Here is a 24,188-nt window from a genome sequence, read left to right on the forward strand (position 1 = left end):
TCACGGATTGATTGCTATTAATTAATCATAATATATTTCAAGAAATTTAGGAATAGATGGAATGTTAACACACACTTGCTTTAGAAGTGTAATGAAACGTTTCCACATGAGAAATGAAATGCCTTGGATAAGAAAAATCATCTTACATCTTGCATTGAACGCTTTTCTCTTCATATCTTACGGTGTTTTACATGTTCGATGGTGCAGCAGCTTGACGATTTAATGACAGAATATTATAATTTTAATAAAATTGGACTGCCCAACAGCCCAAAAAATGAAAGGAACATGTTTATGAAATCCAATATATTTAATGAGCTCACCAATACGAGAGTTTACGAAAAAATTGTTGATCAAATTAAGCAACTGATAGAAGAAGGAAAACTAAAACCAAATGACCGCCTGCCTCCGGAGCGTGAATTGGCGAAAATTCTCGGGTGCAGCAGGACTTCTTTGCGGGAAGCATGCAGAGTTTTAGAATCGGAAGGAATCATTATTTCAAAACCAGGCGGCGGACGGTTCGTTCAAAAAGTCGATCAAAGCTTGATTCTGAAATATCAGATCAACCCTATTGATGTACTCGAAAAAACAACAGTGATTCAATTTTTGGAGGCCCGGGAAGCATTGGAGCCAAAAATTGCTGAAATAGCATGCGAAAGGGCAACGAAAGAAGATATAGAAAAGATGGAAAAGGCATTGAAATTAATGGAAGAAAAGTTAAAAAATCCGGAAGAGGAAATAGATGCAGACAGCAACTTTCATTTATCTCTCGCCCAAGCGACACATAATTTTGTGTTCATCTCATTTATGGATACGAATTTGAATTTATACCGCCAAGTGCGAAAGCAAACGTTGCAGTCGCAAGCGCGTTATTCTGAATCTTTTTTTGAACATGAAGCGATTTTGGAAGCCGTGAAACAGAAAGATAAAGCAAAAGCATCGGAAGCGATGAAAGTCCATTTAAGCAATTTGCGAAGCAATGTATTAGGCATGCTGCCAGAGAAAAATTAATGTTTTGGAGGGGGATACGATGGAAAAAGGAAAATATGGTCCGTTAACAGGAGTAAATATTTTGGATATATCGACTATGATCGCTGCTCCTTTTGGGGCAACACTGTTAGCTGACCTTGGCGCCGAAGTGACGAAAATTGAATTGCCCAATAAAGGTGATACTTTGCGGACTGTAGGCCCTTGGAAGGGGAATGAGCCGCTCAGATGGCCAGGGCTTGCCCGCAACAAAAAATCAGTTACTTTAGATATACGGAAAGAAGAAGGAAAAGAAATTTTAAAAAAACTTATAAAAAATACGGATATTTTAATTGAAAACTTTCGCCCCGGTACTCTTGAAAAGTGGGGGCTAGGGTATGAAGAATTGAAAAAAGCAAATCCTAAATTGATTATGGTTCGAATCTCCGGCTACGGTCAAACAGGACCGTATCGCGAAAAAGCCGGGTTCGGAACTCCGTGCACCGCTTTCAGCGGCCATACTTATATCCAAGGGTATCCGGACAGACCGCCTGTCAGTCCATCTTATTCATTGCTTGATTATATCACTGGTGTATATACTGCATTTGCTGCGGTCAGTGCATTATATTACCGTGATAAAACTGATGATCCAGAAGGGCAAGTAGTCGAAATGGGATTATATGAATCGATTTTCCGAATGCTCGAATTTTTAGTAGCTGAATATGACCAAAACGGTATAGTAAGAGAAAGAACACCCGGGTTGGCCGGACATTCAAGTCCAGCAGGAACATATGAAACGAAGGATGGAAAATATGTTGTTCTTGTTTGCAGTACTGATTCAACTTTTAATCGGCTTGCAGAAGCAATGGAACGAACAGATATGCTTGAGGATGAACGTTATTATACAAATTCACAACGTTTAAAACATGACGATGAAGTACAAAAGATTGTCTCTGACTGGATACGCCAGTTTACGCTGAAGGAGCTGCAGGAAAAATTGGATTTGTACGGTGTGCCTGTCAGTCCGATTTTAAGTATTAAAGATATTTTTGAAAATGAACATTATCAAGCTAGGAAAAACATAGTAGAAGTTGAGCATCCTCGGCTTGGAAAAGTAAAAGTGCCGGGCGTCGTTCCTAATTTTTCAAAAACTCCTGGAACCATTCGTTACCGCGCTCCTGAGCTTGGAGAGCATAATGAAGAAATATTAGGCGGAAAATTAGGGTTATCAAAACAGGAGCTTGCCGAGTTAAAAGAGAAAGGAGTCATTTAAATGAGTGATGTCATGTTTCCTGCAAGGGTCATCATTTGCGAAGTTGCGCCGCGCGACGGGTTTCAATCAGAGGATCAATGGATTCCGACTGAACAAAAAATAAAAATTATCCGTGCGCTTGCGAACACAGGAGTTCAATCGATAGAAGTGACATCGTTCGTTCATCCAAAAGCAATTCCGCAGTTGAAAGACGCCGAGGAAGTTGTGAAAGGGATAGAAGATTTAACGCATATTAAATTTCGGGCTTTAGTGCCAAATGTAAAAGGGGCCCAAAGAGCAATTGCGGCTGGAATAAAGAAATTGAAGCTTATGCTCTCGGCAACAGATTCGCATAGTTTATCAAATGCAAACTGCCTTGTGGAAGAAGCGCAAAGAGGATTTGAACCTATTGTCGATTTGGCGCAAAAACATAATGTTGAAGTAGGAGGATCAATTTCCGTTGCATTTGGATGTCCATACGAAGGAAAAGTGCCTTTAGAAAAAATAGTAACAATTGTAGATCGATATAAGAAAATGGGGATAACTGAAGTTTCGCTTGCTGACACGACAGGAATGGCTAATCCAAAACAAGTCTATCAATATCTTGGCGTATTAAAAAAGGAATTTCCTCACATGACTTTCTCCATGCACTTCCATAATACGCGCGGAATGGCGTTGGCGAATGTGGTTGCCGCTTTGCTGCAAGGTGTCATCCATTTTGACAGTTCTGTCGCAGGTCTCGGCGGATGCCCATATGCACCAGGAGCAACGGGTAACATTGCAACAGAGGATTTAGTTCATTCACTAGAAGAGATGGGGATTGAGACTGGAATTCATTTAGATCGCATAATTGACGTTGCAAAAGATGTAAGAAACATGCTCGGTCATGATGGAGGAAGCTACATGCTTCAGGCAGGACCTTGTTCGAAATTGAGTCCAAAACCAACTGCTCAGGAAAAATTAGAAAAGTAAAATGATTGGTATGGAAAACATGTTTTTAGATCGATCTAATAAGATCGATCAATTTTTTGCCGTCAAAAAAAGAGCCAGTTGAAATGCGTAAACCCAATCTGTTAGGCATGAATAAAGAGTCGTAGCAGGGCAGAAAAGTGACAGGAGCTAAAGGTGGTTGTTGAAAACGAAAGAGCAAGAAACTCGAATGGTGAATTGGAAAACTCTGGCGATGACTCATTCGCTGTATCAAGGAGAACGTGGAATTCTGGGCAAGATCCCTGCCGCAACGTTCCTTGACAACATGATCATTTGTCCGGGAAGACGACCGACAGGAAGACTTGCCGGATTTACCTGCCACGTCAAGCCATCAGATCCATGTTTCTATCAAAGAGGGAAATTTACAAAAAAATTTGGACTTAACCGATTGTTACATTACCGATTGTTACATTATATGTTATCGAAGGCTTTCCACATAAAAATCCCTTCCATGAGCTTTCTTTTTTCGGTCAACTATAAAGGGTATCATATCATTCGTGCGGTGGTTCAGTTTTTTATTGTGTAGTAGACATAGTATGATGATCATTGCTTTCTTACAACTTTATATTCGGCGGATCATTTCCCTTATAAAAGAAAGGATTAAGATATAACATGTGTCAACAGATTGCCGGGAATAGATTCCAATTCATCGGTGGAGGTGGACAAGAGATGCTGATGAAAAATAATTTTTACTATATATGTAAGAAACTAGTGAAAATTCATTTCTTCTTTTGTCTCTAAATAAAGTGCAGTTATAAATTTTTTTATGCTCAATCGGCATTTTGTTGTCTTTTCTCCATTTTTTAGTTCCTCCATTCGTTGGCGGATTTCTTCAAAATCAAATAAACGAGGGGCGTAATGTTCGAAATTAGGATTTGTATAATCAGTTAATCCAATTGAAGCTAAATTGGTGAATGTTTGTAAAACTATTCGGCGAATACGCTGTTCCATGGCACGCAATTCCTTTTGTAGAGATTCTTCATCAAAATGATTGCCAGATTGCAGCAAAATTTGTTTGTATAAGTCTTTTAATTGAGGAAGGTCGTGTATATTTTTTCCATTCTGTTCTCGAGCCTCTAGCCATTTTATTACTGCTAATATGTCAGAAGTTCCCGTCTCGCCAGCAATGCCTAAAGTGAGAAGGAGATGGCAAGCTTTTTCCTCAATCGAATGCTTTGCAGAATATGTAGAAGCTTTTAAAAATGTTTGCTGATCTTTATCTTTATCATCCATTACTTCTAATAAATTGCGAATAGATATAAGTGAAGAAGATAAGGCAAGATGGTTGGCAACTCGTTTTAAAACGGAAACAACTTCGTATTTGTTAATAGGTTTTTGAATGTATGTGTCGACACCCTGCAAGTATGCTTCACCGACCATTTCTTTATTTTCAACTTGAGAAATCATAATAAAGGGACCGGTGAATCCTTCGCTTCTCAATTTTTTCATTGTTTGAATGCCGTCTAGTCGAGGCATCAATAGATCAATTAGAATAACATCCACATTTTTGAGTTGATCGATTGAAACATTAATCCCATCATCTGCTTGTCCGATAACTTTTCCAAGCCCGCTGTCTGTTATTATTTTTTCCAACATTCTTCTAACAACAGGATCGTCTTCAATTAGGAAGAAGCGAAGGTACATCATGTTCCCCCCTTTCTTTATTATGGAATACCTATGTAAGCGTTTTAAACAGCTGATCTTTTGGTATCGTTACTATAAATTGAGTAGGTGGTCCTTTTTCATTTGATAATTGTATTGAACCATTTAAATTTTGTACAATTTTTTGGGCGTGTGTCAAACCGATTCCTGTTGATGGATTCCCGTTTTTGTCAAATTTTGTTGTAAATCCGGGTTCAAAAATCCAGTCTTGATCTTCCTCGGATATACCAATACCGGAGTCGGTTACGAAAAATTTTATGTTATGATTATCTTCCACTACACGCAGTTCAACCCAACCTGAATGATGTATTGCTTCGACTGCGTTTGAAACAAGGTTGTTTAATACAGATAGAAGAGCATATACATGGTTAGTACATGAGTCAATATCACATTTTTTTTGGAATTGAATTGGCTTTTCTAAAGCTTCTGCATATTTTTGATTAGTTTTAATAACTAAATCGCAAATATCTGTAATGGAAATATGAAGGTTTAGTTGCTCTTGACTCATTAGTTTAGATAATCCTGCCAAAATCTTTTGTGAATCTTTTTTCACTTCATGAACATGTTCAGCAATATAAAGGGCTGTACTTGCCTCTTTATTTTCTAATTCCATTAAACGCATATATAGTTGATAGCTTTTTCTAGTAATATCTTCTAGATGGCTCATTGATTTCCGCAAAAAAAATGTTTCTTCATAAAGGCTTGTATTGATCATAACGAGACGTTCGAGTTCATGTTGTCGCGCTTCGCTTATGGCTTTTAATTGAGAAAAATTTAAAATATTGTAAAGCCCTACTGCGCAAAAACTTCTTAAAATCCCAAATAAAAGTAGCATCCAAATAGTTTCTAACGTGAGGGTAAATTGTTCTTGTATTAGTATGCGAAAAGATAATTCCACCATATTAGATGAAAAATCAATGCATGCTCCAATGATTCCTACACGAATGGGAGTTTTTAAATATTTTTGAATTTTTGTAACATAAACGAGTAAAGTAAAATTAAAATAGTAAAAGGCAGCGGGTAAATGGATAAAGAAACTGTCGATCCAAAAGACTCGCCCTAATATAAGATCGATCATCATCCGAAACAGCAAAACAAAAATGCCAGTACTAAATCCAGTTACAAGGATAGGAGCAGATCGAAAAGATAGTAATCCAAAGAAGAAAATTGCACTTCCTAATGAAAATCGAAAAAAATTATCAAAAGGATTGATTTTCATTTCTCCCAGAAGTGCAGTAGTGAAAACAAGGACAACAAGTGTCCAAAGGCGGTTATTCATCGCATTCTCCCTCATAGACAATTATAATACCATTATGGCCAGAAACCTACGAAACGTCTATTTAGATATATTTGTTTTCCAACCGTCTTGAAACTAATGATAATAAATAATTTACAGTAAAATACATGAGAGCAACTAAAATAAAGATCGGAATGACATAGTTGATATTTTTGCCATTAATGATTTGTGCATGATTCATTAATTCTGGTAAAGAGATCACGACAGCAAAAGAAGTATCCTTTAGTAGTGAAATGAATTGACTGACAATTGGCGGAACCATCCGGCGTAAAGCTTGCGGCAGTATAATATACCATAAAGTTTGCAAATAATTTAATCCAGAAGAACGAGCAGCTTCTATTTGACCTTTTTCAATGGAATTTAATCCACTTCGAACAATTTCTGACAACATAGTAGATTCAAAAACTACTAATGCTAAAATGGCAGCGGCCATTTTATCTAATTTTAACCCTATTTCTGGAAGAGCAAAAAACGTAAAGAAAATAATTAATAATAACGGTAAGTTTCGAATCGTTTCCACCCAAACGGCCAGTAGGTGACTAATGACCGGAACTTTTGTGTAACGCAATACACCGATCATGATGCCGAATATAAAACTAAGGGAAATGGATATAAAAGCAACAAGTAGGGTGACAGAAAATCCTTTCAAAAGAAATATGATATGACTGGGTGAATAAGCACCAATAAAATCCATTTTGTTTTCCCCTCCCTCTATAATTTCTCCCAATTCTTTAACACCTATAGATTCTTAACCTCATGTTAGTGGATACAAATTGAATTTATTCAATATATTTACATGGTAGAGGGCTATCCTCTTTATCTATTTTTTGCTAGTCTGCGTTCAAGAAAACTGACACTTAAGCTTAAAGGAATAGTTAACAGCAAGTAAAACATAGCAACAAAAATATATACATCAAATGTTACGAATGTTTCAGAAGATATTAAATCACCGAAATACATGAGATCTAAGCCAGCAATTACACCGAGTACAGACGAGTTTTTCACAAGATTAAGAAATTGATTTCCTAATGGAGGGATAACAATTTTAATTGCTTGTGGCAAAATAATATACCACATCGTTTGTACGTATGTTAAACCGGAAGAACGGGCAGCTTCCATTTGACCTTTCGGTACTGCTTGAATACCTGCACGTATCGACTCGGCGATAAATGCGGCTGTATAAGTTGTAAGACCTAGTGTTCCTGCCAAAAAAGAATTAATGCGTAACCCCAAAGCGGAAGGAGCGAAAAAGAATACAAATACTATTAACATCAACGGGATGTTTCGGATAAATTCCACGTACATCGTGCCAAGCCAATTGAGTGGTCGAAAGGGAGCTATACGGAAAATAGCGATAATTGTTCCTACAACTAAGCTTGCAATCATAGCGAATACACTAGCTTTTATTGTATAAAAAAAGCCTTCTATATACATATCCCAATGATCAATGAGTATGGAAAAATTCAACAAATATAATCACTCCTTTCAGGAAGAAACAGATGAGGGTGAAAAACCGCTCATCTGTTTATCAAATTATTTTTCATTTTTTGGTACGTCTCCGATCCATTTCTCATAAATTTTGTCATATTCACCGTTTTCTTTAATTTCTTTTAAATATTCATTAATTGTATTTACAAATTCTGTATCACCTTTGCGGACAGCAATTCCATAAGGTTCTTCTGTAAATGTTTCATCAACGACTCGGAAATTAGGATCTTGCTTTGCCATTCCTAGTAATAAAGCATTATCTGTTGTCAAAGCATCTCCTTGACCAGCTTTTAAAGCAGTAAAGGCTTCAGCATAATTTTCAAATTCTAATACAGTTGCTTCTGGTGCTTTTTCACGAATATTTTGAGCGGAAGTAGATCCTTTTGCCGTTAAAACGGTTACACCTTTTTTGACGTCAGAAATACCGTTGATTTTGCTGTCTTTCTTCACAAGTAAAGATTGTCCGGCCATAAAATAAACATCTGAAAAATCTACTTCTTTTTTGCGCTCTTCCGATATAGTCATTGTGGCAATGATACAGTCGATATCGCCATTGTTTAAAAGAGGAATTCGGGTTTTAGAAGTTACTTCTTTCAGTTCGATTTTATTTTCATCTCCTAATATTTTTTTAGCTAAACCTTTAGCAATATCGATATCAAACCCTTCCACCTTTCCGGTTTTAGGATCTTTAAGTCCGAAAAGATTTAAATCATATTTTACGCCGACAATCAATTTGTCCCTTTCTTTTATTTTTTCTAACGTATTTTGATTGTCGGAAGAATTTTCTGTTTTTTCTTGTTCTGCAGTAGTATTAGTAGTAGTTTTTCCGCCGCAGGCTGACAAAATAGATATACATAAAATAGAAATTAAAGAAATGGAAAGTATTTTCTTACAGAATGATCGAAAGCTCATATATAACATCCCCCTTCATATTTAATGATTTAATATTCTGTTTAGGAAATTTTTTGCTCTTTCTTCTTTTGGATTGGAGAAAAATTCTTCAGGTGTTGAAACCTCTAATATTTTCCCTTGATCAATAAACACAATTCGGTCTGCAACTTCTCGGGCAAAACCCATTTCGTGTGTTACAACCACCATGGTCATCCCTTCTTTCGCCAGCTTTTTCATGACGTCTAACACTTCTCCGATTGTTTCTGGATCCAGTGCAGAAGTTGGTTCATCAAACAACATGATTTTTGGTTTCATTGCAAGACCACGGGCAATTGCAACACGCTGTTGTTGTCCTCCGGATAGAGAGGATGGATAGGAATTTGCCTTATCAGGTATTCCTACTTTTTCTAAATAGTACATTGCAGTTCTTTCAGCCTCTTCTTTTGCAATTCCTAGCACTTTTATAGGAGCCAACGTAATGTTTTGTAGGACGGTTTTGTGAGGATAAAGATGAAAATGTTGAAATACCATCCCGATGTTGCGGCGTAATTTATTTATATCTGTTTTTTTGTCATGAACTTTTACATTATCTACTATTAATTCTCCACTAGAAATTGTTTCAAGCCTGTTAATACAACGAACGAGTGTACTTTTCCCGGATCCTGAAGGACCGATAATGACGACAACTTCCCCTTGTTTAATATGCAGATTGATATTTTGCAGAACATGGAATTTTCCGTAATGTTTATTTACTTCATGGAAAATGATCATTAATCAACCCCCTCCTTTCTATATGTAAATAATTTTTAAAATATTTAACAAATTTTAAATTAATATTAAATTAAATCTACGAAAATCTACAAAAAATTACAAAAACCAAATAAAAAACCTTGTCATATTTTTTTACAAAAGTAGAGAATGGTATAAATGGGTATACTGTTAAAAAATTTTATGTAATGCGGGGCAGATACAATATTTCTGAATGAGTTTGGAATTGATAGGGAACCGATTTCCTTTGCAGGAGACTGTCTAGAAAGTCAAATTCCAAAAATATTAACGTTTTAACCCATAAAAAAGAGGCATCAATAAGCAGTAAACACAATTAATCTGCCATATATGATTAATTGTTATGTTCTTCGAATTTTCGCTGGAGGGCTTCCTGCGCTTCTGCAAATCTTCGTAACTTTTCGTTCTGCTAAAAGTTTGAAAGGTCAAATATAATGCTTTTTCAGCGGATTCTTAACTGCTTAAACTGTTCATCGGCTTTAGACGTTTCCGAATCTCCTTGATCGCTCGTTGGATGGTATTTATCGTGTACATCACACTTCGATTACTGCTTAGGTTCATGAAGGCGAGACTCAAGATCGGGCTTCTCTTTTAAAATTTACTCAATTATTCCGATGCAAACTGCCGAAACAACTTCCATGCGTTTTCTTTACCCGGAGATCGATTAGACTGATGCCCTTTTGGTGCTAAGAACGAAACTCGGAATTTCAAACGCGAATTTCCCTTTTATAAACATTATACGGGCTCGCTTTAGGAAGCGATCATCAAGACACGGGAAATTAGCATGTGGATGGAAAGTCCCTATTCTCCTGACGATCAGTTGTATGACCAGAAAGAGAGGACATCAAAAATGGAGCAACCGTCCACTATCCAAGCGTTATGCTGTTTTATATTTGGACTACGACGGTTGAAAAAAGTCATTTATGTAGTGTTAGGAGTAAACGAAAAAGGATATCGCAAAATTTTGGATTTTTTCGTAGGTGGACAAAATTCTGTAAAACCTTTACACAAGAGGTGTCAAGAAGTGCTTTAAGCGTATTCGATGATTGCCAGGACTGGAGGAGCGCTTTATCCGAAAGGCGACGTACAGCGTTGTGTCGTTCACATTGTCTGTCATACTCTTAGCCGTGTAAATTAGAAATAAAAAAGGATCTGGAGATGAAAGTATATGGATTTCGTTACATATGGGATGTGTCCACCTGTTCGATTTGATCTCATCCAGCAATCAGTTCTAATTTTTTTTGATTTATCACATCATTGTGATTTAGAAAAAATGAAAGCATTTATGAAATCCTAAAAAAATGATCGCAACAAACATAAATGCTTTATCAATAATATGAAACCGATCGGCTTTTAGGACCACTTCTTCCCGTATAGATTTGGACGGCGCTTTTTAAGCAAATCGACTTGTGCTTTCTTCTTCTAAATTTTTAAATTGCATGTGTTTTCATACTTCCCGCCGATCGTAAAAACGCATCAAAAAGCCTCTACATTTTTTCATTTCTTAAATTTTGCGTATGCCGCTTAATTCCAAAGTGTTCATGAAGTTGCCGATAAGGGAGCCTCCTTTCATTTCAAACGAACGATTCACGCTTCAGATCTTCTGAATATGAGTTACATGTTTGATTTTTCACCATAAAAAAATCCCCTCTCCGGCAGACTCCTAAGAACACTTTTTTTACTTTCCACCTGGAGGGGATAAAACCACACAGAACCTTCTTTTTTCCCATCCAATGGATCAATGAAAATGATTATGAAAGGAAACGGACAGCGGAATTTGATCTTGGTGTTAACGCTGCTTGTTCAGTGCCGTTCTAAGATTGGCCAACTCGTTTTCAATTTCCGTAAGCTGCTGTTCCGCTTTTTCTATATTTCCTCCGACTGATTCAAGCTTTTCGATGTCCCCTTGAATGCGGATATAGTCAGATTTTAATTCGGCGATTCTTTGTTCAATTTCTTGTTTTGTCATCCAATATTCACTCCAATGTATCTGATTTCCTTTTTACCATTTTATCATGAATGTCGGAATGACACCTTACACGATATGAGTGATTCCAACTAAAAATGTATGAGAAGTAACTATTATTTATGAAAGAGTCGAAAATATAATTATTTTTTCCGAAATAAAATAAGGAGAATTTTTGCGCCGTCTCTTTTAAGGGGTTTTTGGAAAAGGAGTAGGAAAAGGAGAATGAAAAATGTTTTGGTGCTGATGGAAAAAAATTTTGACCGAATCTACAAAAACTTTAACGATTTGTGCACAATGTTTGAAGAAAATCATCATTTAGACTACCAATCTTTTGAAACATATCAACAATTACGGAGAAAATTAATAGAAGATGTAAAAGCTCTTGAATATTTTATTGTTGGAACAATGAAATCTAAAGAAAAATAACTTTTCAATTAATAAAGGCTGCTTTGTTGATTTCGTTGCAAAAGATATATGATTTATGAAAAGATAAGTAAAAAAAGAAAAAGAGGAGGCAGGATGAAAAAAATTATAGCGGAAGCATTAAGGGCTGCTGGAGATTTTGGAGTAATCGAAAACATTCGGAAAGTAAGCGGAGGTGATATTAACGAAAGCTATTTTGTACAGACAGAAAACCAAACGTATTTTTTAAAGTACAATTTAGAAGCTCCCGAAGATTTTTTCCGTCTGGAAGCGGAAGGGCTTCAACTGATTAGGGATACTAACACCGTGCGCGTACCGAAGGTGTTTGCTTACTCCGAGAATTCCAACGAGGGATTTTTGATCATGGAATGGGTGAACGGTAATAAAGATGATAATACAGAAAAGCTGTTAGGCCAAAAGCTGGCAGCTTTACACAAAAGCCATTTTGTATATCACGGATATTCGAAAAATACATATATTGGAACGCTGCCTCAAAGAAACCGCCTTATGTCATCTTGGCTTGAATACTATCGGGACTACCGTTTAAGCGGACAAATGGAAATAGGAATCAAGAAAAATTATATACGTGGTGAACGTGGAAAAAGATTGGAAACTCTCCTTAATCGCTTGCATGAATGGATTCCAGCAAACGTGGAGGCTTCTCTTTTACACGGCGATTTATGGGGAGGGAATTGGATAGTTGGACCGAATGGGGAACCATTTTTAATTGATCCGTCCGTAATGTATGGAGATCGCCATTTTGAAATTGCCTTTACCGAATTATTTGGCGGCTTTTCCCAAGATTTTTACCGCTCATATGAAGAATATTACCCTCTTTCCGAAAGATATGAGGAAATCAAGCCTTTGTACCAGCTTTATTATTTGCTTGTCCATCTGAATTTGTTTGGGGAATCATATGGTGGAGCAGTAGACCGCATATTAAAAATGTATGTTTAAAAAAGATGAGGACTGAGAACCGTTAGTTTTTTCGGTTTAGACAACTGTTTCCCTTCGTTTTAAAGAGCTTGCAGCTCCCTAATTGTGCAAACGATCAAATGTTTTCTTCCAGAAAGAAAAGGATAGTTGTCGTCCCTCCCCGAAATTCTTATTTAAAAGCCCGCTCTTCTCAAATAAATTTATAAACGAACGTTTTCATTTTCTAATTCAACTGTAATGTCAAAGCTTCGCTGCCCGGCGCATTCGGTTTATTAGCTGAAAGAGGTTGGAATACTGAACTCAGCATCAAAATGCAAGGACTTGAAGCTGACAGCATTTCTATATTGAAGACAAATGAAACAGGCTTAATAGCTTGCTTGGTCCATTTTGTCTTGGTTGATTCGATTTATCTGAAAAATTCCGCCTCTAAACGCCGATGAAGGCAGCCGAATTGCGAGACTGCTGATTTTGGCAATCATATTTATTGTTAAACAAACGTTTGATTAGTAATATAGGTAATTGATAATAATATATGAAGCAAATAAATGTTTCCACAAAATTTTTTATGATAATCTAAAATAAAGGAGTTGATCACATGGCAAAAGTAGCTACTCTTATTACAGACTTGTTCGAAGACAGTGAGTTCACAAGTCCTGCAGAAACATTTCAATCAGCAGGTCATGAAGTGGTCACAATTGAAAAAGAAGCTGGCAAAAAAGTTAAAGGAAAAAAAGGTGAAGCGGAAGTTAAAATTGACTATTCGATTGATGATGTAAAACCGGACGATTTTGATGCACTTCTTTTGCCGGGAGGTTTCTCGCCGGACATTTTGCGTGCGGATGACCGTTTTGTTTCTTTTGTAAAAGCTATGATGGATGCGAAAAAACCGGTATTTGCTATTTGTCATGGACCTCAGCTGCTAATTTCGGCAAAAGCATTGGAAGGTCGGGATGCAACTGGCTATAAATCAATTCGCGTAGATATGGAGTATGCAGGCGCCAACTATCATGACGAAGAAGTTGTCGTGTGCCAAAACCAATTGGTTACAAGCCGCACACCTGCTGACTTAGAAGCATTTAATAGAGAATCATTGAAGCTTTTGGATAAAGTATCAAAGTAAGCGGAGAGAAATTCAAAATTTTTTGCTGAGTGATTTTGGCAAAAACAAACTTCATATATGGCAAAAAACCTGCCTGTTTATGTTTGAACAGGCAGGTTTTTATCATGCAGCAAGACTTTATTATAGAACATCTTTCATCAAACGTTTAATCATAGGTGCCATGAAGAATAAAATAAGGCCAAGAATAATTGAAATCATGCCGATAATGCCAAAATAAACAATTTCTGTTTCAACTGTGTAGTATTTTACAAGCTGGGCATTAATGGCTTGAGCGGCTGCACTAGTTAAAAACCATAGGCTCATTGTTTGCGCTGAAAAAGCCGCTGGAGCAAGCTTTGTAGTTGCTGAAAGTCCTACTGGGGACAAGCACAGCTCTCCGATTACAACAAGGAAGAAGCTAAGTACGAGCCATAAAGGGCTAACTAATGACTCAGTACCGTTTACATAAGCAGGAATGATCATAACTAGAAATGATAGACCGCCAAAAATAAGTCCGAATGCAAACTTGCTCGGTGTTGATGGCTGACGCTTTCCAAGCTTCACCCAAAACCATGCAAAAACCGGCGCCAAAAAGATGATAAATAAAGGGTTCAATGATTGAAACCATGATGAGTGCAGTTCAAGTCCTGCATAGGATAATTGGGTGCGCTTATCTGCATAAGTGGCCAAAATAATAGCCCCTTGTTCTTGAATAGCCCAAAAAACTACTGCGGCAATAAAGAGCGGAATGTAAGCAATTACACGCGAACGCTCCACTTCTGTTGTTTTAGGACTCCGGTACATAAATATAAAATAACATGCAGGTATTACAATTCCGAGGATGCTGACAATCATAGTAAAGCTATTTATAGTCAAAAGTCCTGCAGGGATGGTGACAGCTAAAAAGGCGATAATTACTAAAGCGCCGATGCCGAAAATAGTGAATACTTTTTTTCGTTCTTCCGGTTGTAACGGGTTAGGCACCTGTGTTCCGGCGAGACCAAGGTTTTTCTTTTTTGTCAGGACAAATGTCAAAAGCCCGAAAAACATACCAATAGCAGCAAGAGCAAAGCCAAGATGAAAATTATATCCTTGTCCTAAAGTTCCAACAATAATGGGAGCTAAAAATCCACCTAAATTAATACCCATGTAAAAAATACTAAACCCTGAATCGCGGCGGGCATCGTTATCTGCATAAAGATCGCCGACAACACTTGATACATTCGGCTTTAAAAGTCCAGTACCAAGAACAATCAGCGTCATGGAAATGAATAAAGCTTCAATATTTCCAGGGAAGGATAAGACGATATGGCCGAGCATGATTAAAATTCCGCCGTAAAAAACAGTTTTGCTTGTCCCTAACAGGCGGTCTGCAATCCATCCTCCAATCGTTCCCGACATATACACAAGAGAACCGTAGATCGCCATAATCGATGCAGCGGTAGCTTCATCTATTCCCAAACCACCTTTAGAAACTTCATAATACATATAACCTGTGGTGCTAGATAAAGATCACAGGATATAAAAATAGCCCTTGCATGGAAAATTCCTTTAAAATGAAAGTGCTACCAAACATTTAAAAGGAGAAGTCCCATGCAAGAGCACTTTCATTTTACAACAGACGAAGCGAAAATTCAAAAACAATATGCAGCGATTTTGTTCTTTGTATCTGGACAATTGTCTTTGATTCAGATGTATTTACAACGCCGAAATCACCATTTGTTGAAGCAAGAAGATGAAGTCATCATCGCCGTCCATGTTCTTGGAAAGTTGTTAGGTTTTACATCCGAACGAGCTTGGCACCGATTTGTGATCGGAAACTTATTTTCGAAAGATTTATTTCCTGAACGTTCTCGATATAACCGCCGTTGTCGAAATCTTGGCTTTGCCGTCAAATGGATACGATATCAACTAGCCAAACGTGGGCAACATCACGCTTATGCGGTAGTGGATAGCTTACCTATTGAACTCTGCCACCACGCACGAATGTATCGCGTCAAACGGTTTCAAGGAATCGCAGATATCGGGTATTGTGCATCCAAAAAGATGGCTTACTATGGGTTTAAGCTTCATCTCCAGATCACTGACCAAGCGCTTCCGATGGGATATGTCGTCACCGAAGCATCCTGTCACGACCGGACAGCTGCGGAAACCGTGATGGCCCAACTTCCTCATCCGTATACACTTGGTGACAAAGGATATGTGAGCCAAGACTTGCAAAAGAAGCTGTATGATGAATACAAGATCACTTTTTGGACGCCCGTTCGGAAAAACCAGAAAATCCATCAATCGAAAGCATGGAAACGATGGATGAAACGAAAACGCAAAATCGTCGAAACCGCGTTCTCGGTTTTAGTGGATTCATTTCGGATCACGAAAATTCGCGCCAATTCGATCTCTGGATTTGAAACGGCGCTTGATGCCATTTTGTTGGCCTATTCGCTCGTTGTTCTTGGGCTAGTTGAGCGTTGACGCTCAACTAGCACCATGGGTTAATACATATAATAAAGAAGTATTGCTCTCATTCCGTAATAGGAAAAACGTTCCCAAAACTCCGTAAAAAACAGCGTAAATAATCCTTTTGGATGTCCGAAAAAACCTTTTTGCGGAAGGCTTTGGACAATCTGCTCCTTTGTTATCATAAAAAATAAACCTCCATTATTTTTATATAATTTTTAAGATGTTTTGAATTGTCCAAAAATAAAAAAATAACCGTACCACCGCTCTTTAAATAATATTTTAATATAATTAAAACGTCAACTATTAAAGGTATAAAATTATATATATATAATATTTAAAACAGTTGTAAGTTAGGGAATTTTTAAAAAAAGGGGAGGATACAATATGAAATTGGTGATTGGCAAAAGAAAAAATCGGTTCCCATATAGGTTAAACCGATTTTATCCATGGTCATATTGATTATATTAACGTTAAGATTTCTTTCTATTTATTTCCTCTGCTATCAATTGATACGATTTTGTGCGTTCTTCATAGCTTCCAGTTATTGTTATGATCATCATTTCATCTGCTTCATACCAATTTTTTAATTCATATAAACGGTGAACGACAAATTTTGGATCGCCAATGATCATATTCTTTTGAAACTGTTGAAACTCATCTGAATTCAGCAATTGCTGCTTTGCTTCTTCTTTTAAAGGAAAATCAAGTGTTTTTCCTTTATGATGCTGAAGATTCCATAAAAAGCTGCTGAAGGTGATTTGCTCCGCTTTTTCGTTAGTTTCAGCGCATATTGCCGAGACTGTGACAATTGTCTTTGGCTGCTGCTTTCTTTTTTTCTGAAATTGGTTTTTATATGTTTGAATAATTTGCCGCCCGTCTTCATTGCTCATAAATTGGCCAAATGCATAGGAAATGCCGTTTTCAGCTGCTAAAAAGGCGCTCTTTATGCTTGTGCCAAGGATCCAAGGTTCAGGAGGAATATTTGGCAAAGGAGAGGCTGAGATGCTCGAAAATAATTCATTTTTTGGATAGTCATTATATAAAAAATGAAGCAGCTCTTGAACGGTTTTCGGCATGTTTTTTACATTTTCGAGATAATTGCCGGATAACGCAATGCTTGATTGAGCGTCTCCTCCGGGGGCGCGCCCGATCCCAAGATCAATGCGGTTAGGAAATAATGTTGCCAGCATATTAAACATTTCCGCAACTTTATACGGCTTATAGTGGGGGAGAAGCGTTGCGCCTGACCCGATGCGAATCGATTTTGTTTTTGCCCCTATAACTGGGAGCATAATTTCTGGAGCGGAGCAGGCAAGTCCAGAAAGATTGTGATGCTCCGCAATCCAGTAGCGGGTATAGCCTAGTTTTTCCGCCAATACGGCCAGTTGAATGGATTGCTCCAACGCCTCTTTTGCTGTTGAGTTGTTCAAAATCGGTGCTTGGTCTAAAATGCTAACCTGCATTATTCGCCAACCTTTCTTCGTATATTAAAAATTTTTTAATGCTTCGCGAATCGGGGTGTTTCCTGAGACAAGATCAAATGAGCGGCGAAAAGTGTTTTTCTCCGTTATTGATGCAAAAATAACCGAAGCCACATCTTCTCTTGGAATGGCGGCTCTTTCAAGATTTTCGGCAATTTTTATTTCTCCGGTTCCTTTCTCATCCAATAGCGCCCCCGGCCGGACAATTGTATAGTTTAAACGGCTTTGGACAAGGAAACGGTCGGCATAATGCTTGGCAACATAATAATGTTTAATCTTTTCGTTCCAATTTTGTCTATTATGGGCTTGCAGAGCGCTGACCATTATAAACCGTTGAACGCCTGCCTTTTCTGCTGCTTCAATTGTTTTTACGGCACCGTCTAGATCGACTAAAAGAGTTTTATCTGCACCTGTATGTCCGCCTGAACCAGCGGTAAAGACGATCCCTTCCGCACCTTTGATCGCCTCGGCGATCTGATCGACTGTGCCTTCCAAATCAGCTAAAACCGTCTTGACTCCGATCGAGTCAAAATATTCTTTTTGGTTTTCGTTGCGAATCATTGCTTTCACTGTGTGCTCGTTGCTTTCTTTTAATAACTGAACAAGAATTTTTCCGATTTTTCCATTGGCGCCAACTACAACAATTTCCATAAACGGACTCTCCTTTCAAACATCGTTTATTAACATTATTCCAGAAGCTGTCTGTTTTCTCAAATGATCGATACATGGTATGTGGTTGATTTTCCCATCGATGGGGATTAGTATATTAATAATTGACTTTTAAGATGTTCAAGGGGGTAAAGGAGGGGTGAGTATGGAACGCTATACGGTAAGGGCAGAAAAAGAAATTTCTATTAAAAAAATGCTCTTGATAGTTGGAATCATCTTTGCTGCTTTTAATTTGCGTCCTGCTATTACTTCGGTCGGACCGCTCATCGGTTATATTCGTGAAGATCTCGGAATCTCCAACGGGGTTGCGGGTTTACTAACGACTATCCCGTTAATCGTTTTTGCGGTTCTTTCGCCATTAGCTCCGAAATTTGCAAGCCGATATGGAAATGAAACGGCGATTTTTGCTGGGTTAGTCGTGCTTCTTGCAGGAATGATTATTCGAACATTCGGAGCGATGATCGGTCTGCTTTTAGGAACTGTATTGATTGGAGTAGGCATTGCCATTGGAAATGTGCTTCTTCCGGGTATTGTAAAAGAACGGTTCCCGGATAAAATCGGACTGATGACAAGCGTTTATTCAACAGCTATGGGTATGCTTGCAGGGATCGCTTCCGGTTTAGCAATTCCGTTGTCGGAAGGATTAAAATTTGGATGGAAAAATGCCTTATTATTTTGGGCAATTTTAGCAATTGTGGCGATATGTTTATGGTTTCCATTAATTAGTGGAAAACAGAGATCCGCGAAACCGCCAATTGAACATATTTCAAATGGTTTTTTGCTCCGGTCGCCGCTGGCATGGCAAGTCACATTTTTTATGGGTCTTCAATCGTTCTTATTTTATAGTATGGTTGCATGGCTTCCTGAAATTTTGCAGGCGGACGGATTAAGTGCTTCAACAGCTGGTTGGATGCTGTTTCTTGTGCAAATTGCTGGCTTGCCGGCAACATTTGTCGCTCCGGCACTGTCGGACAAATATGCAGATCAAAGGCGAATTGTAGCGGTTTTAGGAGCTATTTATTTAGCAGGTCTCGTTGGATTATTGTATGGCGGGCCTCTTTTACTGATTGTCTTTTGGATTATTTTAATCGGTATTGGACAAGGGGCAAGCATTGGGCTCGTATTAGCGCTATTTGGTTTAAGAACAAGAAGCTCCGAGCAAGCTTCCGCTTTATCGGGAATGGCGCAATCAATTGGTTATTTGCTTGCTGCTTTTGGGCCCATTTTAATTGGCGTTTTGTATGACAAAACTCATTCGTGGGTGGTGCCCATTTTATTGTTTATTGCTGTCTGTGTTTTGATGATCATTGCTGGATTGAATGCCGGACGAAATAAGTATGTGTAAAAAGAAACTAAATAAAAAGCCGGGGCAGTTCAAAGTCGTTTTTTCGGCTTATTGACTGCCCCTTTTAATGTTTTAGAAACGTTGATATATCGGTGTTTATGATTGTTTGTTTTCAATGGGGAATTGACTTTTTGGACAACCCCAAGCTTTTTATTGTATTTGGAAGGTTCCATTTGATAAATGAATGTTCACATCGGCGATGGATGCAATGTTTAAGAAGGGCTGTCAAGAAAGTCAGTGAAAAACGATTTTCTTGACAGCACCATTCCAGCTTGTTGATAGTGATTAATAATATTGATTATTCTTCCTCATAATTAACACCTATTGTAACCTCTTTATTTTCAATTGAAAAGTTTACATTCCATCTAGGATGTATTTTAACTTTATTATCTTCATCAAGTTCTAGGACCCCGTGTATTTCATCATTATTTTTAGAAATGAAAATAACTTGCTTTGTTTCTTCATTTACATAAACATTAATTGATTCATGATAATTAAGTGTAAAACCGTTAAAAGTCATTTTCTTCATAAACTAAATCTACTCCTATTCTTTATTTGGATAACACTTTCCCATTTTTATCTAAAGAAGCTATTCTTTTTCCATCTTTCTTTAATTTCCATACACGTCCACCATGTCCTGCTGTATCTTTTTCTACTGACCACTTCCCATTTTTAAAAGTACCAGAATTTTAGTTAGAGGTGTATTCCCGTGTTTATCTTTAAAAGAACCTAATTTCACTTTTCCGTTTGAATCTAACAATGATTGTGGTATTCCATAATTAGAAGCAATTACTCTTTTAGGATCATTAAAATAGTTAGAAATAGTTTTATAGAGCCAACTTCCAGCCTTAATAGTAACCCCACCAACTACTATTGCACCAGTCGCTAGTAATGCAACTTGACCAACACCAGGAACAAAATAAATAGCAGGAGCCAATGCAAAGAAAGGTTAAATAGAAGAACCACCATTACCATCACTTAAAACAACAATCTCAGGTGATTTTAAATACTCCTCAAATTCCTCTGGACTATAAAATTTTCCATCTATCAAAACACCATCTTCCAAACTTCAAAATTAGGAATATCTTGGTTATAAATGATCTCCTCATCTTTAAATTGAGAAGCTTTTAGAGTAGATATACCTGCAGTTCCTACAGATGAAAAAATTAAAGCAAAACTAAAATACATTTCATGCGGTTCATATCAAACGTTGCCTTTCAATTTTTGGTTCTTAAAATGTTTAAACAGGTAGAGAAATCACATATCCGATAAAAAACAGCATTGTTAAAAATATTTTTGATTTTCCAACCTTTTTAGCTGTTCTATAAAATCCCCCCTTTAAACTTCCAATTTTATGTAGGTTTTTAGCGATTGGGATACATTTCCATTAATGTTATTATAGTATTATGTTGTTTTCAACCCCTCTATATAACATGAGTCAGTCAAGACTTTGTGGGAACTTTTTGATTCGCTGAAAAAAGAAGTAAGTCATAGGTTAGCGAACCATTTTTTTGAATCATCCGTAAGCGCTTTTGGACTCTCATCTCTTGCCATGACGGACGAATATGTATACCTTTTTTTACCTACCTTGAATTCAAACAGAGCATGCCTTTTTGTCATTGGCATGGTCAAACAGCTAAAACAACGGTATCTCTTCAACGGAGAACGTTTAACCTTGGAACAACTGTATCGAAAAGCGAAACGAGACATTGGCTAAAAAGAAACACTCGGCTCGATTCACGTAACCCTTCATACGGGTTTACCAGTGAAAATCGTGTTTGTGCGGAATCGAAACAACCAAAGTGAATGGCTGGCCATTTTGAGTACAGATACCACGCTGTCTAATGAAGAAATCGTTCGAATCTATGGGATGCGTTGGGACATCGAAACCTTTTTTAAATTCAGTAAATCGTTTTTACATTTAGCCAAAGAGTTTCAAGGTCGTTCCTATGACATGATGATTAGCCATACTACCATTGTCTTCACTCGGTATATCTTGATTGCTTGGCAACTTCGGAAAGAAGAGGATCCAAAGACCATGGGCAACTTATTCTTGTTTCTATGTGACGAAGTAAAAGAGATGGACTTTAAAACGGCTTTACTACAATTGATTTCTCTTTTCCAAACTTTGGATGAAGCTATTGAATGCCGGACGAAATAAGTATGTGTAAAAAAAAACTAAATAAAAAGACGGGGCAGTTCAAAGTCGTTTTTCCGGCTTATTGACTGCCCCTTTTAATGTTTTAGAAACGTTGATATATCGGTGTTTATGATTGTTTGTTTTCAATGGGGATTTGACTTTTTGGACAACCCCAAGCTTTTTATTGTATTTGGAAGGTTCCATTTGATAAATGAATGTTCACATCGGCGATGGATGCAATTGTTAAATCGTGCGTCACCATGATGACGCATTTTCCCTCTTGATGTGCTAAATCTTGAAAAATGCGGACGATTTCTTTAGATGTTTGCTCATCCAAGTTTCCTGTTGGTTCATCCGCGACAATTAACTGCGATTCGCAGCAAAGAGCGCGGGCAATGGAAACTCTTTGCTGTTGTCCTCCGCTTAGTGTCAGTACTTTTTGCTTTGCTTGGTCCTGCGAAATCCCCATTTGTTCTAATGTTTTTAGTGCAATTTGTTTATATGGCTTTTTAGAGGATTTCGTTATTTCCATTGCCGCAACGACGTTTTGCAATGCTGTCATATAAGGAAGCAAGTTGTATGATTGAAAGACGATTGAGACGTATTGATTGCGAAATTTGGAATAGCCGATTTTTTTTAAATCCTTGCCCTCGTATAAAATAGACCCTTCTTTTGGAGAATCAAGAGCACCGGCAAGAGCTAAAAATGTGGATTTTCCCGCACCGCTTGGACCAGTAATTGTGTAAAATGTACCTTTTTCAAAATCAATATTGATCTTTTTTAAGATTTCTACTTTTTTTTGATCTCTGCTATACCAATAGCTAACATCTTGAAATTTCAACAATGCACTCATTTGATCCCCTTCTTTTCTTAGTCTTGTTTAGTTAAAATCACCTTCGGATGCAGCCGCAAAACGGACAGCGATGGAATAAATGATGATAAAACGGCAATTAACATTCCGATAGACGACAGCATGCCTAAATCTTTCGGTGTTATTGCGATTTCTAAGTCATCAATTGTTTCCACGTTAGCTGCTTGCCCTCTCATTCCTACACTGCCTCCCATTCCTGGTCGAAAGGATGGAGGTGTATTCATCTGCTCTTGCTGGGCCAGCTCTTGCGCTAATAATTGATCGCTGATCTTGCCGGCCACCACATTTCCGCATGCGCTTGAAATTCCGATGGCGAGAACGGCTACAATCAATATTTCTGCGACAAATTGACCGATGAGCTTCCATCTTTTCTCCCCAAGAGAAAGAAGAACACCCATCTCGTATTTCCGTTCGCGGATTGACAGCATGACAATCAGTCCAAGAATGACAGCCCCCGAAATCGTCACTAAGTAAACGACATTTTTTGAAAATGACGCGACATTGTTGATTGGTCCGACCATTTGATTGTATAGCTGATCATTTGCATCAAGCTTGAATGTATCGAAGTCTATGCTCGAATTTTTCTTCGCTTTTTGAATAAACGAGTCTATTTCCGCGGGATCTTTCATGTAATAAACAGCGCGGTCAATGGTATTTTCATAGTCTTCACCTTTCAGTGTGTTCGCGACAGTATATGGAACGTACAATTTGTTGTAAGGGTTCATAAAAGAAAAATTCATTCCTTGATCTTGTTCGTTTGTGGTTGTCTCATAAATGCCAATGATTTTTAATTCAATCGTTTTTTCCTCTTCATTGGCACCTTTTACCGTAATCGTATCACCGACAGTTAAGTCGTTTTCATCCGCCAATGTTTTTTCGATGACCACAACATTTTTTCCTAATGATTGATCGGTAATATGTTCACCTTCTACCAATGTAGAATCTCCGTTCATAAATTCTTCGACAGCATCAGTAAAAACGACGCCTTGCAGACTGATATCAGATTGAAACATTGGATTTCCATTTTCCCCAAAGGGACCTCTGTTTTCTGTTTCCTCATCCGAATCACTTGTGTCTTCATTTTCAATTGGATCAAAGTCTTCAGCAATTCCGTTTGTCGACGAATATAAGTTATAACCTTTTACTTCTGAGTATGTAGATAATTCTTCTGCCGATTTTACCGGAATGGGTTCAAGCTGAAACCTCGTCCGTTCACCTTCCGATTGCTGCTGATTCCGCATTTTTTCCATATCCATCTGCAAGGTCACTTCTCCTCCCAGCTTTTCCTTCGCTAAATCACTGGCTTTCTTTGCTGCACTTTCGATCGCCAGACCGGAAAGGACAAGTAAGCAAATGATGGTGAAAATAAACAGTTGTAAAAGGCTTTTTCCTTTTCTAGCCCATACGCTTAACAACGACCTTTTAAAAAAATTCATCTAATCTTACCTCCTTCGTGATTGTCAACG

23 protein-coding genes and 4 pseudogenes are annotated in these 24,188 nt (G+C 37.7%); 11 read left to right on the forward strand and 16 right to left on the reverse strand.

Going from position 1 to position 24,188, the window contains the following annotated elements:
* The first annotated feature begins 291 nt into the window (after window positions 1-291).
* From NST97_RS14620 to NST97_RS14635, 4 genes are all read left to right on the forward strand, one after another.
* Entirely contained in the window at window positions 292-1,008 is a 717-nt protein-coding gene (locus tag NST97_RS14620) for a FadR/GntR family transcriptional regulator (RefSeq protein WP_063388391.1), read from the forward strand.
* A gap of 19 nt (window positions 1,009-1,027) precedes the next feature.
* The gene (locus NST97_RS14625) at window positions 1,028-2,236 is read left to right on the forward strand and encodes a CaiB/BaiF CoA transferase family protein (protein WP_066247132.1); all 1,209 of its coding nucleotides are present in this window, start codon (window positions 1,028-1,030) and stop codon (window positions 2,234-2,236) included.
* Window positions 2,237-3,187 (forward strand): hydroxymethylglutaryl-CoA lyase, encoded by a 951-nt coding sequence (locus tag NST97_RS14630; protein ID WP_339198425.1) that lies wholly within the window; start codon window positions 2,237-2,239, stop codon window positions 3,185-3,187.
* Between the two features lie 157 nt (window positions 3,188-3,344).
* Window positions 3,345-3,731 carry a hypothetical protein gene (locus NST97_RS14635; protein WP_339198428.1) on the forward strand — a complete coding sequence of 129 codons (387 nt, stop codon included), beginning with the start codon at window positions 3,345-3,347 and terminating at the stop codon, window positions 3,729-3,731.
* Window positions 3,732-3,913: 182 nt separating this feature from the next.
* On the opposite strand, the gene NST97_RS14640 is transcribed toward NST97_RS14635, so the two are convergent.
* From NST97_RS14640 to NST97_RS19325, 7 genes and pseudogenes are all read right to left on the reverse strand, one after another.
* Window positions 3,914-4,849 carry a response regulator gene (locus NST97_RS14640; RefSeq protein ID WP_066247125.1) on the reverse strand — a complete coding sequence of 312 codons (936 nt, stop codon included), beginning with the start codon at window positions 4,847-4,849 and terminating at the stop codon, window positions 3,914-3,916.
* Window positions 4,850-4,880: 31 nt separating this feature from the next.
* Window positions 4,881-6,146 carry a sensor histidine kinase gene (locus tag NST97_RS14645; protein WP_339198430.1) on the reverse strand — a complete coding sequence of 422 codons (1,266 nt, stop codon included), beginning with the start codon at window positions 6,144-6,146 and terminating at the stop codon, window positions 4,881-4,883.
* Window positions 6,147-6,207: 61 nt separating this feature from the next.
* Window positions 6,208-6,858 (reverse strand): amino acid ABC transporter permease, encoded by a 651-nt coding sequence (locus tag NST97_RS14650; protein WP_339198432.1) that lies wholly within the window; start codon window positions 6,856-6,858, stop codon window positions 6,208-6,210.
* A 122-nt stretch (window positions 6,859-6,980) separates the two neighbouring features.
* Window positions 6,981-7,634, reverse strand: a complete 654-nt coding sequence (locus tag NST97_RS14655; protein WP_339198434.1) for an amino acid ABC transporter permease — start codon at window positions 7,632-7,634, stop codon at window positions 6,981-6,983.
* Window positions 7,635-7,697: 63 nt separating this feature from the next.
* Entirely contained in the window at window positions 7,698-8,564 is an 867-nt protein-coding gene (locus NST97_RS14660) for a glutamate ABC transporter substrate-binding protein (protein WP_066247116.1), read from the reverse strand.
* Between the two features lie 21 nt (window positions 8,565-8,585).
* Window positions 8,586-9,314, reverse strand: coding sequence for an amino acid ABC transporter ATP-binding protein (locus tag NST97_RS14665; RefSeq protein WP_066247113.1), 729 nt, complete (start codon window positions 9,312-9,314; stop codon window positions 8,586-8,588).
* A 349-nt stretch (window positions 9,315-9,663) separates the two neighbouring features.
* Window positions 9,664-9,899, reverse strand: a pseudogene (locus NST97_RS19325) (IS256 family transposase); the annotation flags it as partial.
* Between the two features lie 120 nt (window positions 9,900-10,019).
* On the opposite strand from NST97_RS19325, the pseudogene NST97_RS19330 reads away from it, so the two are divergent.
* A pseudogene (locus NST97_RS19330) lies at window positions 10,020-10,461 on the forward strand (transposase); the annotation flags it as partial.
* A 657-nt stretch (window positions 10,462-11,118) separates the two neighbouring features.
* Here NST97_RS19330 and NST97_RS14670 read toward each other — a convergent pair.
* Window positions 11,119-11,298 (reverse strand): SE1832 family protein, encoded by a 180-nt coding sequence (locus NST97_RS14670; protein ID WP_063388738.1) that lies wholly within the window; start codon window positions 11,296-11,298, stop codon window positions 11,119-11,121.
* A gap of 222 nt (window positions 11,299-11,520) precedes the next feature.
* Between NST97_RS14670 and NST97_RS14675 the strand changes: the two genes are divergently transcribed.
* From NST97_RS14675 to NST97_RS14685, 3 genes are all read left to right on the forward strand, one after another.
* Window positions 11,521-11,724 (forward strand): hypothetical protein, encoded by a 204-nt coding sequence (locus NST97_RS14675; RefSeq protein WP_063388739.1) that lies wholly within the window; start codon window positions 11,521-11,523, stop codon window positions 11,722-11,724.
* Between the two features lie 93 nt (window positions 11,725-11,817).
* Window positions 11,818-12,678: a fructosamine kinase family protein gene (locus tag NST97_RS14680; RefSeq protein ID WP_339194019.1), complete on the forward strand. Its 861-nt coding sequence runs from the start codon at window positions 11,818-11,820 to the stop codon at window positions 12,676-12,678.
* A 574-nt stretch (window positions 12,679-13,252) separates the two neighbouring features.
* Complete coding sequence (locus NST97_RS14685; protein ID WP_341343388.1) at window positions 13,253-13,777, forward strand: type 1 glutamine amidotransferase domain-containing protein; 525 nt, start codon at window positions 13,253-13,255, stop codon at window positions 13,775-13,777.
* Between the two features lie 120 nt (window positions 13,778-13,897).
* Here NST97_RS14685 and NST97_RS14690 read toward each other — a convergent pair.
* Window positions 13,898-15,247: pseudogene (locus tag NST97_RS14690) on the reverse strand (peptide MFS transporter); the annotation flags it as partial.
* Between the two features lie 102 nt (window positions 15,248-15,349).
* Between NST97_RS14690 and NST97_RS14695 the strand changes: the two are divergent.
* A complete protein-coding gene (locus NST97_RS14695) occupies window positions 15,350-16,228 on the forward strand; it encodes an IS982 family transposase (protein WP_339196453.1) in 879 nt (292 codons plus the stop codon).
* A gap of 20 nt (window positions 16,229-16,248) precedes the next feature.
* Here NST97_RS14695 and NST97_RS14700 read toward each other — a convergent pair whose 3' ends face one another.
* From NST97_RS14700 to NST97_RS14710, 3 genes are all read right to left on the reverse strand, one after another.
* Window positions 16,249-16,398 (reverse strand): hypothetical protein, encoded by a 150-nt coding sequence (locus NST97_RS14700; protein WP_339200066.1) that lies wholly within the window; start codon window positions 16,396-16,398, stop codon window positions 16,249-16,251.
* Window positions 16,399-16,686: 288 nt separating this feature from the next.
* Complete coding sequence (locus NST97_RS14705) at window positions 16,687-17,679, reverse strand: LLM class flavin-dependent oxidoreductase (protein ID WP_341343389.1); 993 nt, start codon at window positions 17,677-17,679, stop codon at window positions 16,687-16,689.
* Between the two features lie 24 nt (window positions 17,680-17,703).
* Window positions 17,704-18,348, reverse strand: a complete 645-nt coding sequence (locus tag NST97_RS14710) for an SDR family oxidoreductase (RefSeq protein WP_340732557.1) — start codon at window positions 18,346-18,348, stop codon at window positions 17,704-17,706.
* Window positions 18,349-18,511: 163 nt separating this feature from the next.
* On the opposite strand from NST97_RS14710, the gene NST97_RS14715 reads away from it, so the two are divergent.
* Window positions 18,512-19,711 carry a CynX/NimT family MFS transporter gene (locus tag NST97_RS14715; protein ID WP_094244975.1) on the forward strand — a complete coding sequence of 400 codons (1,200 nt, stop codon included), beginning with the start codon at window positions 18,512-18,514 and terminating at the stop codon, window positions 19,709-19,711.
* Window positions 19,712-20,009: 298 nt separating this feature from the next.
* Here NST97_RS14715 and NST97_RS14720 read toward each other — a convergent pair whose 3' ends face one another.
* Both NST97_RS14720 and NST97_RS14725 read right to left on the reverse strand, forming a co-directional pair.
* Window positions 20,010-20,240 carry a hypothetical protein gene (locus NST97_RS14720; RefSeq protein ID WP_094244976.1) on the reverse strand — a complete coding sequence of 77 codons (231 nt, stop codon included), beginning with the start codon at window positions 20,238-20,240 and terminating at the stop codon, window positions 20,010-20,012.
* 123 nt (window positions 20,241-20,363) lie between these two features.
* The gene (locus tag NST97_RS14725) at window positions 20,364-20,648 is read right to left on the reverse strand and encodes a hypothetical protein (protein ID WP_066247103.1); all 285 of its coding nucleotides are present in this window, start codon (window positions 20,646-20,648) and stop codon (window positions 20,364-20,366) included.
* A gap of 672 nt (window positions 20,649-21,320) precedes the next feature.
* On the opposite strand from NST97_RS14725, the pseudogene NST97_RS14730 reads away from it, so the two are divergent.
* A pseudogene (locus tag NST97_RS14730) lies at window positions 21,321-21,851 on the forward strand (IS4 family transposase); the annotation flags it as partial.
* Window positions 21,852-22,032: 181 nt separating this feature from the next.
* On the opposite strand, the gene NST97_RS14735 reads toward NST97_RS14730, so the two are convergent.
* Complete coding sequence (locus NST97_RS14735; protein WP_066247100.1) at window positions 22,033-22,704, reverse strand: ABC transporter ATP-binding protein; 672 nt, start codon at window positions 22,702-22,704, stop codon at window positions 22,033-22,035.
* A 17-nt stretch (window positions 22,705-22,721) separates the two neighbouring features.
* Entirely contained in the window at window positions 22,722-24,158 is a 1,437-nt protein-coding gene (locus tag NST97_RS14740; RefSeq protein WP_311066793.1) for an ABC transporter permease, read from the reverse strand.
* Window positions 24,159-24,188: the final 30 nt, after the last annotated feature.

It is taken from the genome of Aeribacillus sp. FSL K6-1305 (assembly GCF_038050115.1).
Lineage (GTDB): Bacteria > Bacillota > Bacilli > Bacillales > Aeribacillaceae > Aeribacillus > Aeribacillus composti.

Bases quoted from the DNA above. Each gene is read 5' to 3' on its own strand.
- NST97_RS14620 (WP_063388391.1), top strand. From the start codon at position 292: ATGAAATCCAATATATTTAATGAGCTCACCAATACGAGAGTTTACGAA.
- NST97_RS14625 (WP_066247132.1), top strand. From the start codon at position 1,028: ATGGAAAAAGGAAAATATGGTCCGTTAACAGGAGTAAATATTTTGGAT.
- NST97_RS14630 (WP_339198425.1), top strand. From the start codon at position 2,237: ATGAGTGATGTCATGTTTCCTGCAAGGGTCATCATTTGCGAAGTTGCG.
- NST97_RS14640 (WP_066247125.1), bottom strand. From the start codon at position 4,849: ATGTACCTTCGCTTCTTCCTAATTGAAGACGATCCTGTTGTTAGAAGA.
- NST97_RS14645 (WP_339198430.1), bottom strand. From the start codon at position 6,146: ATGAATAACCGCCTTTGGACACTTGTTGTCCTTGTTTTCACTACTGCA.
- NST97_RS14650 (WP_339198432.1), bottom strand. From the start codon at position 6,858: ATGGATTTTATTGGTGCTTATTCACCCAGTCATATCATATTTCTTTTG.
- NST97_RS14660 (WP_066247116.1), bottom strand. From the start codon at position 8,564: ATGAGCTTTCGATCATTCTGTAAGAAAATACTTTCCATTTCTTTAATT.
- NST97_RS14665 (WP_066247113.1), bottom strand. From the start codon at position 9,314: ATGATCATTTTCCATGAAGTAAATAAACATTACGGAAAATTCCATGTT.
- NST97_RS14670 (WP_063388738.1), bottom strand. From the start codon at position 11,298: ATGACAAAACAAGAAATTGAACAAAGAATCGCCGAATTAAAATCTGAC.
- NST97_RS14675 (WP_063388739.1), top strand. From the start codon at position 11,521: ATGAAAAATGTTTTGGTGCTGATGGAAAAAAATTTTGACCGAATCTAC.
- NST97_RS14680 (WP_339194019.1), top strand. From the start codon at position 11,818: ATGAAAAAAATTATAGCGGAAGCATTAAGGGCTGCTGGAGATTTTGGA.
- NST97_RS14685 (WP_341343388.1), top strand. From the start codon at position 13,253: ATGGCAAAAGTAGCTACTCTTATTACAGACTTGTTCGAAGACAGTGAG.
- NST97_RS14695 (WP_339196453.1), top strand. From the start codon at position 15,350: ATGCAAGAGCACTTTCATTTTACAACAGACGAAGCGAAAATTCAAAAA.
- NST97_RS14700 (WP_339200066.1), bottom strand. From the start codon at position 16,398: ATGATAACAAAGGAGCAGATTGTCCAAAGCCTTCCGCAAAAAGGTTTT.
- NST97_RS14705 (WP_341343389.1), bottom strand. From the start codon at position 17,679: ATGCAGGTTAGCATTTTAGACCAAGCACCGATTTTGAACAACTCAACA.
- NST97_RS14710 (WP_340732557.1), bottom strand. From the start codon at position 18,348: ATGGAAATTGTTGTAGTTGGCGCCAATGGAAAAATCGGAAAAATTCTT.
- NST97_RS14715 (WP_094244975.1), top strand. From the start codon at position 18,512: ATGGAACGCTATACGGTAAGGGCAGAAAAAGAAATTTCTATTAAAAAA.
- NST97_RS14720 (WP_094244976.1), bottom strand. From the start codon at position 20,240: ATGAAGAAAATGACTTTTAACGGTTTTACACTTAATTATCATGAATCA.
- NST97_RS14735 (WP_066247100.1), bottom strand. From the start codon at position 22,704: ATGAGTGCATTGTTGAAATTTCAAGATGTTAGCTATTGGTATAGCAGA.
- NST97_RS14740 (WP_311066793.1), bottom strand. From the start codon at position 24,158: ATGAATTTTTTTAAAAGGTCGTTGTTAAGCGTATGGGCTAGAAAAGGA.